Source organism: Candidatus Thiodictyon syntrophicum, from assembly GCF_002813775.1.
GTDB classification, from domain to species: Bacteria; Pseudomonadota; Gammaproteobacteria; order Chromatiales; family Chromatiaceae; genus Thiodictyon; species Thiodictyon syntrophicum.
The window spans coordinates 5,530,482-5,542,995 of the sequence record NZ_CP020370.1 but is presented as its reverse complement, the minus strand read 5'-3'; the positions used below and the strand labels follow the sequence as shown (position 1 = coordinate 5,542,995).

Genomic DNA, 12,514 nt, shown 5'->3' with positions numbered 1-12,514 from the left:
ACACGCCCACTCCAGGCCAGGAGCTGATCGACATCGGCTGTCTCCAGGCCCGGAGCGGCTGATCGACGCCAGGGATCGCGCCGGGGCTTGCCCGCCGTCCGCGCCGGTGTTAGCGTCAGGCCAGCGTCGTAGAGTCCCAGCGGCCGGGCCGACCTTCGGACTCCTGACCAGGGCCGCTGACCGTTCGCACAGCTTGAGGTTCCTGCCCCATGCACCCATTCCGATTCGCCCATGCCGCCGGGGACGACTGGCGGGAGATCGCGGACGCCTGTCTGGACCAGCTCGCACGGGTCCCCGCCGCCGCCAATCTGGGCTTTCTCTACGTGACCGACGCGCTGGCGGAGGATCTCGATGAGTTGCTCGCCCAACTGAAGGACGCGACCGGGGTGCGCGCCTGGGTCGGCGCCGTGGGGATCGGCATCTGCGCCACCGGCACCGAGTATTACGAGGAGCCGGCCGCGGCCCTGATGTTGGGGGAGTTTCCTCCCGACGGCTTCCGGGTCTTCCCGGGGCTGGTCGATGAGGACCTGGACGCCTTCGACGCGCGCCATGGCGAGTGGATCGCGGAGCGCCGCCCCAACCTCGGCCTGGTCCATGGGGACCCGACGAGCGGCGTCAGCGAAGACCTGATCAAGGCGCTCGCGCAGCGCACCGCTGCCGGCTTCCTGGTCGGCGGGCTCGCCAGCTCCCGCGGCACGACCTACACCATCGCCAACGGGCTGCACCAGGGCGGGCTCTCCGGCGTGCTCTTCGCCGAGGGGGTCGGCCTCCTCACCCGCCTGAGTCAGGGCTGTTCCCCCATCGGCCCCCACCGCACCATCACCAAGGCGCAGCGCAACATCGTCATGACCCTGGACGGCCGGCCGGCTCTGGACGTGCTCAAGGAGGACATCGGCGAGGTCCTGTCCCGGGACCTGATGCGCATCGGCGGCTACATCTTCGTCGGGCTGCCGATCACCGGTTCCGACACCGGCGACTATCTGGTCCGCAACCTGGTGGGCCTGGACCCCACCGAGGGCCTGGTGGCCGTCGGCGACCTGATGGAGCAGGGCCGCAGCCTCATCTTCTGTCGCCGCGACACCGGCACCGCCCGCGAGGACCTGGACCGGATGCTCAAGGCCCTGGCCGGCCGCCTCACCGGGCCGCCCCGCGGCGGCGTCTACTGCACCTGTCTGGGGCGCGGCGTCAACCTCTTCGGCCCGGATTCCGCCGAGCTGAGACAGATCCGCGACACCCTGGGCGATTTCCCCCTGGTGGGCTTCTATGCCAATGGTGAGATCTCCCGGGACCGGCTTTATGGCTATACGGGGGTATTGACGCTGTTTACCTGATTAACGCCGTGCTGTGGCCTCCGCCACGAATTGGTGTCGGCCGCCGGAAAGCGGCCCTTGAAATGGCATCACTTTGGCGGCGTCAAACTTGATTCAGGAGAGTTTTCTGCAAATGTCCAGGAATCGCGAAAACGACTGGATGTGATCAGGGCAGTCTTTCGCTCGGCTCATGATCTGTTCAAGATAGGCCGACGTTGCCGCCTCTCCCGGTCGGGTCTTGGTATAACTGATCTTTCGTTCTTCAAAAATGGCCCGCAGATATGCGTAGTGGAATTGCGCGTGGGTGTTGAATTCCGGTGGTTTCGGCATCTCTTCGGGGTTCAACTGTCGGGCATCGTAATGTTCAATGTAATTCCGTAGCTCATAATTCTCGGGGTTTCTGACAAATATCCTACGATTTGCCAGCAGCCAGGTTTCTATGCAACGGTGTTGTATGACGACTTCCAGGGTGGCGGTCGTCAGCGCTGGCGTAGCGTTTTCTGCGGCTGCAATTACGGCCTCCTCCCTGGCCGCTGCTGAATCCTCGTCCGAGTCCAGTGCAACAATCAGGAAATCAAAGCGGCCCACCTTCTCAATGTCGCGGATGGCGTTTCCCAGGTGTACATCGAGAATTGACGGGTAACCCTCCCCGCTGAACAAGAAATAGTTATTGCTTGCGATCTTGTTCGGGTCTTTGACTTGTTGCAGATGTGGCGCAATAGCCGATAGCCATGCGGGATAGAGTTTTCTTTCGCATCGCTTGCCCTCCACGAGGATGTAGGCGTTCATCCGTTGATGCCGTCCCGGTACTTGTCGCTGTTGATCAATTGCATAAAGGCGTCATGGCTGGATTCACCAAGGCCAAGGGATGATGCGTCATGTGCCGTCACTATCCCGCCCTTCCTCGTCACGACTTTCCAGTAGCGGGTGCCGATATTATTAATGATGTACGGATGGTGGCTGGTTAGGATGAACTGAAGTCTGCGGTTGTTGAGCAGCAGATCTTCAGTGATAACGTCAATGCAGTTGACCCCCAGGCTATTCTCGAACTCATCAATCAGAATCACCGTGCCGTCTGGCCACAGGTACATTTCTGCAACGTGAATTATCGTCCGAAGCATTCCCGAGGAAATCTTGTCTTGTTCGATCCAGTTTTTTACTCCGTCTTCCCTGATTTGGAGGATTGGTATGTCGGCGAAGAATGCGGGCATGTCTTCTGAGTTGTCCCGCGGCTCAACCTTGATGTCCGTGACCTGAGGGAAAATATCCAGGAATCGGTTCTTGATGCGACTAAAGACCTCTTCATGATTCCTGTAAACAAGCGCAAGCTTCGTCTGTGTGTCCAGATCGCTTTCGCGGATCTGCGCCAGTGTGTCGTATTTAGCCGCCAGCTTATCGAATTTCGAGTCGAGGACGCGGAGAGAGCGCTGGACCGATTGGTCGCTGTAAATGATTCGACGGAAAGCGTTGCTGGCTGGCTGAATACTCTCCTCTTCGCTCAATAGGCTGATGATGCTGCTGCTTGGCGAAAGTTTAGGAGTCTTCTCGCCAAGGAAAAAGATGTCATCGGGTGTTCGAGTGACAATCGTAGCCCCATCTTTGACTAACGTTTCTGCGATGATTGCGGGCTTATCGCGAATGCCTTCATCGTTGTCAGGCAGGAACGTGACTTCATCTGAGAAAATTCGATTCTGTGTTTCAAACTCGCCCGTCCATTGATATTTGTGTCCCTCGATAGTAGAGAATTCGACATTCCACTCTATCCCATTCCGCGATTTTCCTTCGGCGATCCTCTTCAAGTTAAGAAGGGCCTGAAGAATCTGCGTCTTGCCGACTCCGGAAATGCCGACGAGAAGTGTCAAGTCTGAAAAAGATACGGGCTCCAGTTCCCATTGCAGAGCCTTGTTGTGGTATTGGAACCGTTCGATTTTCATAGTGGTGTATTGCGTGTAGAGTTAGAAATTTATCTTTTCCGTCTTCGCGCTGCCGACAGTGTCGGCAGTTGCGCTCAGTGGATGGCTATTGCTCAGATCTCAAACCCCTGCGGCACCCCCAAATGCCACTCCGTCTCCCGCTGCAACCGGTGCGCGACATTGAGCAGCCGCCCCTCATCGAAATAGTTGCCGATGATCTGCAACCCGACCGGCATGCCGTCCACCGCGGCGACCGGGATGGAGATGCCGGGCAGGCCGGCGAGGTTGGCGGCGATGGTATAGATGTCGTTCAGGTACATGGCCACCGGATCGTCCATCTTGGCGCCGATGGGGAAGGCCGTGGTCGGGCTGGTCGGTCCCATGATGACGTCGACCTGCTCGAAGGCGCGGCGGAAGTCGTCGGCGATCAGGTGGCGGCCCTTCTGGGCCTTGAGATAATAGGCGTCATAATAGCCGGCGGACAGCACATAGGTGCCGATCATGATGCGGCGCTGGACCTCGGCGCCGAAGCCTTCGGCGCGGCTGCGCTTGTAGAGGTCTTCCAGGTCCTGCGGATTCTCGCAGCGGTGTCCATAGCGCACGCCGTCGAAGCGGGCGAGGTTGGATGAGCATTCGGCGGGGGCCACGACATAATAGACGGGCACCGAGAGGGCGCTGTTGGGCAGGCTGATCTCGACCACCCGGGCACCCAGGCGTTCGTATTCGCACAGCGCCGCCTGGATGCCGGCACCGATGCGCTCATCGAGCCCGGCGCCGAAATACTCTTTAGGCAGACCGATGCGCAGCCCACTGAGGTCGGCGTCCAATCCGGCCGCGTAGTCGGGCACCGGGGTATCCAGGGAGGTGGAGTCGCGGGGGTCGAAGCCGGCCATGGCCTGGAGCAGCAGTGCGGCGTCGGCGGCCGTGCGCGCCATGGGGCCGGCCTGGTCCAGGCTGGAGGCGAAGGCGATCATGCCCCAGCGCGAGCAGCGCCCATAGGTGGGCTTGATGCCGGTAATGCCGCACAGGGCCGCGGGTTGGCGGATGGACCCCCCGGTATCGGTCCCGGTGGCGGCGGCGCACAGACGGGCGGCGACGGCCGCCGCGGAGCCGCCGGAGGAGCCGCCGGGGACCCGGGTCTGGTCCCAGGGGTTTTTCACCGGGCCGTACCAGCTCGTCTCGTTGGACGAGCCCATGGCGAACTCGTCCATGTTGGTCTTGCCGAGCACCACGGCCCCGGCGGCGGCCAAGCGCTCGACCACGGTGGCGTCGTAGGGGGCGATGAAGCGGTCGAGCATCCGCGAGCCGCAACTGGTGCGCAGTCCCGCGGTGCAGAAGATGTCCTTGTGGGCGATGGGGATGCCGGTCAGCGGCCCGGCGGTGCCGGCGGCGAGCGCCTGGTCGGCCTGCGAGGCGGCGGCCAGTGCCGACTCCGCGGCGACGGTGATGAAGGCGTTGAGGCTCGGGTTGTGGCGCGCGATCCGCTCCAGGTAGTGGCGCGTCAACTCCCGGCTTGAGAAGGTCCCGGCGTGCAGCCCCGCGGCTAGTTCGGTCATGGTCTTGTCGTGCATCACTCGATCACCTTGGGGACCAGGTAGAGCCCGGCCTCGGTCTGGGGTGCGATGGCTTGGAAGCGCTCGCGCTGATCGGGCTCGGTGGGCCGATCCGGGCGCAGCCGCTGGGTCATGTGCAGCGGGTGGGCCATGGGTTCGACGCCGGTGGTGTCGACCGCGTCCATCCGGGCCACCAGGTCCAGGATGTTGGTCAGGTCCAGGGCGTAGCGGTCGCAGGCCGCGGGGCTGACCGCGAGCCGCGCCAGGTGCGCGATCTTCTCGACGTCGGATCGATCCAGTGCCATTGCGTGAGGGTCCTGAGGCGTAGGTGGGACGGCCGGCCGACGGGAGCGGCGGGCGCGTGCGTGAAGCGGCAAAAGTACCATAGGGGCAGGGCAGAGGCACGCGGGCCGCACGGCCGCGCATCCCCCGTGGGAGCGGCTTCAGCCGCGACGAGGCCGCGGCTGCTTGTAAGGTCGGGTCGCGGCTCAAGCCGCCCCCACCGGGGCCTGGGCTGACTTTGCACAGAGTATTCGCTGCCGTGCCGCCCGGGGGCCGGTCACTGCGCAGCGTTGCGGCCTGCCAGTTGTGCCTGAAGCCGGGCAAGTGCCTGCTCCGCCTCCTGGGCTCGCCGCTCGGCCTGCCGGCGCGCCTGTGCCTCGGCGGCGGCGCGGTGCGACTCGTTGTCGGCACGGTTCGATTCGGCGGCGGCGTGCTGTTCGGCCTGCTGCCGGGCCTGTGCCTGCGCGGCGGCAGCCTGTTCGGCCTCGCGTCGGGCCTGCGCCTGCGCGGCGGCATGCGCTTCGGCCGCGCGCCAGCCGGGCAGCACGAAGGCGGCGTAGACCGGATCATCGCGCAGCGTTTCGTGTGCGGGCCGGCGGCAGAGGTCGGCTACGCGAAACTGCAGGCCGGGCAAGACCCGTGAGCGGATGACGCCGTCGTCCGGTGCGATGGGGACATAGACGCCCGTTGCCGTGCGGGTGAAGAACGCCTGCTGCTCGGGCGCGCGGTGCAGGATGTAATATTCCGGGACGCCGCCGGCGGCATACTCGGCCTTCTTGACCACGGTGTCGCGCAGGATGTCGCGGCGCTCCTGATCCGACAGGGCTTCGACACAGAGGTCGAAAACGCCGCGATAGGACGCATCGAGCGGCAACAACGGCTGCGGGTTGTCGTTGCAGACGACGCCGAAATCGGGCTTGCGGATGACGGTGCCGGTCGGCAGTGGCAGCCGAAAGCCCATCTCCAGCGCGACCATCCTGGCGATGGGTCGGGCGGTCAGAAAGTGCTCCAGCAGCAGCATGAACCACTGGTAGACGAGGAAGGTCTCATAGTTGGACACCGGCTTTTCCTCCAGACGCCCGTTGTTCCATTCATAGTGGACGTCGGAGTCGAGGTAGTAGTCGCGCCAGTATTCCTCCTCCGAGACGTAGCGGCCGGCGGCAGAGGGGGGTGCGGCACCGGCCGGTTCAGGCCGCGTGCGACGCGGTTCGGCAAGGGCGGTCTGCGACATGGGCGTCTCCCGGAGCGGTGGCGGTTAGCAATATAGCCTAGCACGGGTCCCGCCGACCGAAGGCGCGGAGGCCGGCAAGGGACCGAAGGAAAACGTTCGGGACGGGGTTGCAAACCCCGTCCCGCCGGATGGGTAGGCATCGCCTACCCGCCAAGCCCCGGCGACCGCCGGAGCCGGGTACGCGATACGTATCCTGCAGCTACCGGACGTTCCCACGCGCCGGGCGTCGTTGTCGTAATCGTGGTCGGATTGTTCGATTACGACAACGACAACGACAACGACAACGTACCCGGGATCTCGGTCACCACCGTTCGGGACGGGGTTGCGCACCCCGTCCCGCGGGGAGGGCCGCCGGGCCGGTGTGCCGACCCCGGACTGCCCCGCCTTGCCGACTGCGCGCTACGTTGTTAGATTACCGCCCTCTTTTCTGATGGACTCCCCAGCGGATTCCCCAGCGGACCCCAACGGATGCACCCCGGCCCCCGGGTCGAGCGGGCGCCGTGCCCCCGTTTCTTCAAGGTAAAGACCTGATGTTTTTCAGACGTTTTCGTGGCATTTTTTCCACCGATCTGGCGATCGACCTGGGGACCGCAAACACCCTGATCCATGTGCGCGGCCAGGGCATCGTGCTCAACGAGCCCTCGGTGGTGGCGATTCGCCAGGAGCGCGCCGGGGGCCCCAAGACGGTGGTGGCGGTGGGGGAGGAGGCCAAGGCGATGCTCGGGCGCACGCCCCAGAACATCACGGCGATCCGTCCGCTCAAGGACGGCGTGATCGCCGACTTCACCGTCACCGAGAAGATGCTCCAGTTCTTCATCCACAAGGTGCACGAGGCGCGCATGGTGCGCCCGAGCCCGCGGGTGCTGATCTGCGTGCCCTGCGGCTCGACCCAGGTGGAGCGGCGCGCGATCAAGGAGTCCGCGGCCGGGGCCGGGGCGCGCGAGGTCTATCTGATCGAGGAGCCGATGGCGGCGGCGATCGGGGCCGGGCTGCCGGTGGGCGAGGCGCGCGGCTCCATGGTGATCGATGTCGGCGGCGGGACCTCGGAGGTGGCGGTGATCTCGCTGAACGGCATCGTCTACTCCAACTCGGTGCGCATCGGCGGCGATACCTTCGACGACTCGATCATTAACTACGTGCGCCGCAACTATGGCACCCTGATCGGGGAGGCGACGGCGGAACGCATCAAGCACGCCATCGGCTCGGCCTTCCCGGGCAACGAGGTGTTGGAGATCGAGGTGCGCGGGCGTAACCTGGCCGAGGGCATCCCGCGCAGCTTCACCCTCAACAGCAACGAGATCCTGGAGTCGCTCCAGGAACCCCTGTCGGGCATCGTCGGGGCGGTCAAGTCGGCCCTGGAGCAGACCCCGCCGGAGCTGGGCTCGGACGTGGCGGAGCGCGGCATCGTGCTGACCGGCGGCGGGGCCCTGCTGCGCGACTTCGACCGCCTGATCGAGGAGGAGACCGGGCTGCCGGTGGTGGTGGCGCAGGACCCCCTGACCTGTGTCGCCCGCGGCGGCGGCAAGGCCCTGGATATGCTCGACACCCGGGGCCTGGACCTCTTCTCCACTGAGTAAATTTAGCCGCAAATGAACGCAAATTAACGCAAATAGCCGCGGCACTTAAGGTATTGTGCCGGGTCGGAGCCCGGCGGCACATATAGGGTCGCAAGCGCATTATTTGCGCTCATTGGCGTTTATTTGCGGCTAAATTATCTTCTTGAGTCTGGTTGGGTTGATCAGTCCAGCGTGTCCGACGCGACGGTCTAAGGCCCCTACTTGCCGCTTGTGGCGTTTACTTACCTGGGCCGTTGCGGGCGCGGCACGCCCGGGTCCGCATCGCCTGCCCGAGGGGCACCGCTATCAAACCCCTGTTTCTACATGGACCGTCCCCCACCTTCCGGGTGATCCTGGCGGTGCTCCTGGCCATCGGGCTGGTCGTGGCCGATCATCGCGGCCGGCACCTGGGCGCCCTGCGCTCGGCCCTGGCGGTGCTGGTCTATCCGCTGCAATTGCTGGCCGACCTGCCGGTGCACTATGCCCGCGAGGCGCAGGACCGGCTGGCGGACGCGCGGCAGTTGCGCGATCAGAATGACGGCCTGCGCCGTGAGAACCTGATCCTGGGCGCGCGCTCCCAGCAACTCGCGTCGCTGGAGGCGGAGAACATGCGCCTGCGCGACCTGCTCGGGTCCTCCTTCAAGATCGGTGAGCGGGTCCTGATCGCGGAGATCCTGGCCGTGAATCTCGCCGAGTATCGCCGGCAGGTCCTGATCAACAAGGGCAGCAACTCCGGGGTCTTCGTCGGGCAGCCGGTCCTGGATGCCAATGCCGTCATGGGGCAGGTGATCCAGATCAACCCCTTCTCCGCCACGGTCCTGCTGATTACCGACTTGGACCACGCCCTGCCGGTCCAGGTCAATCGCAACGGGCTGCGCAGCATCGCGGCCGGGTCCGGGCTGGGCCACGAGTTGGACCTGCTGTATATCCCGAAGAACGCCGATATCCAGGTCGGCGACCTGCTGGTGACCTCCGGGCTGGGCGGACGCTTCCCGCCGGGCTATCCGGTGGCGCGCGTAACCTCGGTCGGGCACGCGCCGGATAACCCATTCACCAGCGTGAAGGCGGAGCCCATGGCGCGGCTCGACCGCAGCCGGGAGGTCCTGCTGGTCTGGACCCTGAGCCCTGATCAGCGTCAGGACGCCCTGAGCGGGGCCGCGCCCGGCGCGCGGCCGGCGGCGGAGCACCTGCCATGAGCAAGCCGCAGCGCGGCGGCGGCGGCGTGGTCTGGGGGAGCCTGCTCGTCGCGCTGTTCTTGAGCATCCTGCCCATGCCCGCTTGGATCGATGAGTTTCGCCCCCCCTGGGCGGCCCTGACCCTGATCTTCTGGTGCCTGACCCTGCCCGAACGGGTGGGGGTCTTCTCCGCCTTCGCGGCCGGGTTGGTGCTTGATGTGACCACCGGCGCCCTGCTTGGCCACCACGCCCTGGGGCTCGCGGTGATCGCTTACGTGGTGGTGGAGTTGCACCAGCGGGTGCGCACCTTCCCCCTGTGGCAACAGACCCTGTTCGTCTGGTTGTTGCTGTTGGTGGAGCGGCTGTTGTATCTGTGGGTGCTGGAGGCCACCGGGCAGCCGATGCCCACCCTGATCTACTGGGCGCCGACCTTCCTGGGCGCCTTGCTGTGGCCCTGGGTCTTCGTGGTGCTGCGCGATCTGGGGCGGCGGGCCGGGCTCTTTTGATGCGCCTGGACTCCCATCTGGCGGATCGGCAGCGCGAGTGGCGGCTGGTGGGGGCGCGTGCCATCGTTGCCGCGGTCCTGGTCCTGGCGGCCCTGTCATTGGTCGTGGTGCGGCTCGCGCGCCTGCAGATCGCCGACCACGAGCACTTCTCCGTGCTGTCCCAGGAAAATCGGGTGAAGGTCCAGCCGGTCCCGCCCAGCCGCGGTCTCATCTATGACACCAAGGGTGTGGTCCTGGCCGACAATCACCCCTCCTTTTCGCTGGAGATTACCGTCGAGAAGGTCGAGAACCTGTCCGCGACGATCGATGCGCTGGCGGCCATCATCCGCGTCGATGACAAGGACCGGGAGCGTTTCAGGCGCCTCAAGGGTCAGCGGGTGCGCTTCCAGGGCGTGCCCCTGCGGCTGAATCTGACCCCGGAGGAGGTGGCCCGCTTTTCGCTCGACAGCTATCGCTTCCCCGGCGTGGACGTGCGCGCCGAGCTGATCCGCAGCTATCCGCACGGGGAACTCACCGCCCATGTCCTGGGCTATGTGGGGCGCATCAACCGGGAGGAGATGGACCATATCGACACCAGTGCCTATGCCGGCACCCACTTCATCGGCAAGGGCGGGGTGGAGAAGTACCATGAGGGGCTCCTGCATGGACAGGCCGGTTACCAGCAGGTGGAGGTGAACGCGCGCGGCCGGGTGCTGCGCACGCTCGAGGGCAAGTCCCCGGTCGCCGGGCAGGACCTGCACCTGTTTCTGGACATCGCCCTGCAGCGCGCGGCCACCGAGGCCCTGGGTGACAACCGCGGTGCGGTGGTGGCCATCGACCCGCGCACCGGCGGCGTGCTGGCCCTGGTGAGCAAGCCCAGTTTCGACCCCAACCCCTTTGTCGAGGGCATCGGCAGTGCCGACTATCACGCCCTGCTCTACTCCCCGGACAAGCCGCTGTACAACCGGGCGGTGCGTGGTCAGTATCCCCCGGGGTCCACGGTCAAGCCCTTCGTCGGATTCGCCGGGCTCGCCGCGGGGGTGACCAATGCGCGCAAGACCACCTATTGCCCTGGCTACTACCGGCTGCCCGGTCAGAGTCACAGCTATCGCTGCTGGCGGCGCGGCGGGCACGGGGCGGTGGCGCTGGAGGCCGCGCTGGTGCAGTCGTGCGACGTCTATTTCTATGTTCTCGCCCACGAACTGGGGATCGAGCGCCTCAAGGATTACCTGGGCGCGTTCGGATTCGGTGCCCGCACCGGCATCGACGTGGCCGGCGAGTTGAGCGGGCTGGTGCCCTCGCGGGAGTGGAAGGAACAGGTGCGCAAGCAGCTCTGGTACCCCGGCGAGACCCTGATCGTCGGCATCGGTCAGGGCGCCTTTCTGGCCACCCCGCTGCAACTGGCCGTGGCCACCGCCACCCTGGCCAATCGCGGTCACTTCCTTGCGCCCCGCGTGGCCCGCGCCGCCCAGGTGCCGGGCGCGCCGCGGGCCCAGGAGTTGCCGGTCTTCTCCCGCACCATCGCGGCGGGCGACGCGACCCAGTGGGACCAGATCATCCACGCCATGACCCAGGTGGTGGAGAGCCCCCGCGGAACGGCCAAGGGGATCCGCAGCCGCGATTACCGGATCGCCGGCAAGACCGGGACCGCCCAGGTCTTCACCCTGGGCAAGAACCAGACCTACAACGCCGCCCGGCTCACCGAGACGATGCGCGACCATGCGCTGTTCGTCGCCTTTGCCCCGGCGGACGACCCGCGGATCGCGGTGGCGGTGATCGTCGAGAACGGCGGACACGGGGGCACGGTGGCGGCGCCGGTGGCGCGCAAGGTCATGGATGCCTGGCTCGGCGGTTCGACCCTGATCACCGATCCGGGGGTGGTCGATGGCGACTAGGCCCGTCGCCGCAGGGCTGCACCAGTTGGCGGACCCGGGTGACGCCGGACTGCTGACGCGCCTGCACATCGATGCCCCGCTGCTGGCGGGGCTGCTGCTGCTCTGCGCCTTTGGTCTGATGGTGCTGTTCAGCGCGATGGACCGCGACCTCGGCGGGGTGGAGCGCCAGTTGGTGCGGCTCACCCTGGCCTTCGGGCTGATGTTCGCGGTGGCCCAAGTCCCCCCCTACCAACTGCGGCGCTGGTCGCTTCCTCTGTATGTGGCGGGGGTGCTGATGCTGGTGGCGGTGCTCCTGGTCGGCGACGTGGGTAAGGGCGCCCAGCGCTGGCTCGCGCTGGGTGCGCTGCGCTTTCAGCCGTCTGAACTGCTGAAGCTCGCGGTTCCCATGACCGTCGCCTGGGTGCTGGCGGACCGGTCCCTGCCGCCGCGCCTGGCGCGGGTGTTCGCGGCCACGCTGCTGATCCTGATCCCGGTGGTCCTGATCGCCAAACAGCCCGATCTGGGCACCGCGATCCTGGTCGCCGCTGCCGGGATCACGGTGCTCTTCATCGGGGGCCTGAGCTGGCGGGTCATCCTCATGGTCGGCGCCGCCGCGGCGGCCCTGGCGCCGCTGCTGTGGTTTCACATGCGCGACTACCAGCGCCAGCGTGTACTAACCTTCCTGGACCCGACGTCCGACCCGCTGGGCACCGGTTACCACATCATCCAATCCCAGATCGCCATCGGCTCCGGCGGCCTGCACGGCAAGGGGTGGCTCAACGGCACCCAGTCCCACCTGGAGTTCCTGCCGGAGCGTCACACGGACTTCATCTTCGCGGTGATCGGGGAGGAGTTCGGGCTGACCGGCATCCTGGTGCTGCTGGTCATCTACCTCTTCATCATCTACCGCGGGCTGCGCATCGCGGTGCAGGCCCCGGACACCTACGGCAAGTTGCTCGCCGGCGGCCTGTCGCTAGTGTTCTTCGTCTATGTCTTCGTCAACACCGGCATGGTCACGGGCCTGCTCCCGGTGGTGGGGGTCCCGCTCCCCCTGATCAGCTACGGCGGGACCTCCATGGTCACGCTGATGGTCGGGTTCGGTCTTCTCATGGGGATTCAGACCCATCGCAAATAG

Annotated in this window: 11 protein-coding genes; 6 read left to right on the top strand and 5 right to left on the bottom strand. The window is 65.8% G+C overall.

Annotated elements, in window-relative coordinates; genetic code table 11:
* Positions 1–209 precede the first annotated feature (209 nt).
* The gene (locus THSYN_RS23505) at positions 210–1,331 is read left to right on the top strand and encodes an FIST signal transduction protein (protein ID WP_100921277.1); all 1,122 of its coding nucleotides are present in this window, start codon (positions 210–212) and stop codon (positions 1,329–1,331) included.
* Positions 1,332–1,424: 93 nt separating this feature from the next.
* On the opposite strand, the gene THSYN_RS23500 is transcribed toward THSYN_RS23505, so the two are convergent.
* The 5 genes from THSYN_RS23500 to THSYN_RS23480 all read right to left on the bottom strand — a co-directional run bounded on the left by THSYN_RS23500 (position 1,425) and on the right by THSYN_RS23480 (position 6,289).
* The gene (locus THSYN_RS23500) at positions 1,425–2,099 is read right to left on the bottom strand and encodes a DUF4276 family protein (RefSeq protein ID WP_100921276.1); all 675 of its coding nucleotides are present in this window, start codon (positions 2,097–2,099) and stop codon (positions 1,425–1,427) included.
* Positions 2,096–3,244 (bottom strand): AAA family ATPase, encoded by a 1,149-nt coding sequence (locus THSYN_RS23495; protein ID WP_100921275.1) that lies wholly within the window; start codon positions 3,242–3,244, stop codon positions 2,096–2,098. Before THSYN_RS23495 ends, THSYN_RS23500 begins: the two co-directional genes overlap by 4 nt.
* Before the next feature lie 92 nt (positions 3,245–3,336).
* Positions 3,337–4,794, bottom strand: a complete 1,458-nt coding sequence (gatA, locus tag THSYN_RS23490; RefSeq protein WP_100921274.1) for an Asp-tRNA(Asn)/Glu-tRNA(Gln) amidotransferase subunit GatA — start codon at positions 4,792–4,794, stop codon at positions 3,337–3,339.
* A complete protein-coding gene (gene gatC / locus THSYN_RS23485) occupies positions 4,794–5,081 on the bottom strand; it encodes an Asp-tRNA(Asn)/Glu-tRNA(Gln) amidotransferase subunit GatC (RefSeq protein ID WP_100921273.1) in 288 nt (95 codons plus the stop codon). The genes gatA and gatC overlap by 1 nt, the downstream gene beginning before the upstream one ends.
* Before the next feature lie 254 nt (positions 5,082–5,335).
* Positions 5,336–6,289: a Uma2 family endonuclease gene (locus THSYN_RS23480; protein WP_100921272.1), complete on the bottom strand. Its 954-nt coding sequence runs from the start codon at positions 6,287–6,289 to the stop codon at positions 5,336–5,338.
* 530 nt (positions 6,290–6,819) lie between these two features.
* Here THSYN_RS23480 and THSYN_RS23475 point away from each other — a divergent pair.
* The 5 genes from THSYN_RS23475 to rodA all read left to right on the top strand — a co-directional run bounded on the left by THSYN_RS23475 (position 6,820) and on the right by rodA (position 12,514).
* Positions 6,820–7,866, top strand: coding sequence for a rod shape-determining protein (locus THSYN_RS23475; RefSeq protein WP_100921271.1), 1,047 nt, complete (start codon positions 6,820–6,822; stop codon positions 7,864–7,866).
* A 338-nt stretch (positions 7,867–8,204) separates the two neighbouring features.
* Positions 8,205–9,041, top strand: a complete 837-nt coding sequence (mreC, locus tag THSYN_RS23470) for a rod shape-determining protein MreC (protein WP_236848664.1) — start codon at positions 8,205–8,207, stop codon at positions 9,039–9,041.
* Positions 9,038–9,526: a rod shape-determining protein MreD gene (gene mreD, locus THSYN_RS23465; protein ID WP_100921270.1), complete on the top strand. Its 489-nt coding sequence runs from the start codon at positions 9,038–9,040 to the stop codon at positions 9,524–9,526. Before mreC ends, mreD begins: the two co-directional genes overlap by 4 nt.
* Positions 9,526–11,400, top strand: coding sequence for a penicillin-binding protein 2 (mrdA, locus tag THSYN_RS23460; protein ID WP_100921269.1), 1,875 nt, complete (start codon positions 9,526–9,528; stop codon positions 11,398–11,400). Before mreD ends, mrdA begins: the two co-directional genes overlap by 1 nt.
* The gene (gene rodA / locus THSYN_RS23455; protein WP_100921268.1) at positions 11,390–12,514 is read left to right on the top strand and encodes a rod shape-determining protein RodA; all 1,125 of its coding nucleotides are present in this window, start codon (positions 11,390–11,392) and stop codon (positions 12,512–12,514) included. The genes mrdA and rodA overlap by 11 nt, the downstream gene beginning before the upstream one ends.

What these genes read in the sequence shown, in the direction of transcription:
- THSYN_RS23500 (WP_100921276.1), bottom strand. Translation starts at nt 2,099, where the DNA reads ATGAACGCCTACATCCTCGTGGAGGGCAAGCGATGCGAAAGAAAACTC.
- THSYN_RS23505 (WP_100921277.1), top strand. Translation starts at nt 210, where the DNA reads ATGCACCCATTCCGATTCGCCCATGCCGCCGGGGACGACTGGCGGGAG.
- mreD (WP_100921270.1), top strand. Translation starts at nt 9,038, where the DNA reads ATGAGCAAGCCGCAGCGCGGCGGCGGCGGCGTGGTCTGGGGGAGCCTG.
- gatA (WP_100921274.1), bottom strand. Translation starts at nt 4,794, where the DNA reads ATGCACGACAAGACCATGACCGAACTAGCCGCGGGGCTGCACGCCGGG.
- THSYN_RS23495 (WP_100921275.1), bottom strand. Translation starts at nt 3,244, where the DNA reads ATGAAAATCGAACGGTTCCAATACCACAACAAGGCTCTGCAATGGGAA.
- THSYN_RS23475 (WP_100921271.1), top strand. Translation starts at nt 6,820, where the DNA reads ATGTTTTTCAGACGTTTTCGTGGCATTTTTTCCACCGATCTGGCGATC.
- mrdA (WP_100921269.1), top strand. Translation starts at nt 9,526, where the DNA reads ATGCGCCTGGACTCCCATCTGGCGGATCGGCAGCGCGAGTGGCGGCTG.
- gatC (WP_100921273.1), bottom strand. Translation starts at nt 5,081, where the DNA reads ATGGCACTGGATCGATCCGACGTCGAGAAGATCGCGCACCTGGCGCGG.
- THSYN_RS23480 (WP_100921272.1), bottom strand. Translation starts at nt 6,289, where the DNA reads ATGTCGCAGACCGCCCTTGCCGAACCGCGTCGCACGCGGCCTGAACCG.
- rodA (WP_100921268.1), top strand. Translation starts at nt 11,390, where the DNA reads ATGGCGACTAGGCCCGTCGCCGCAGGGCTGCACCAGTTGGCGGACCCG.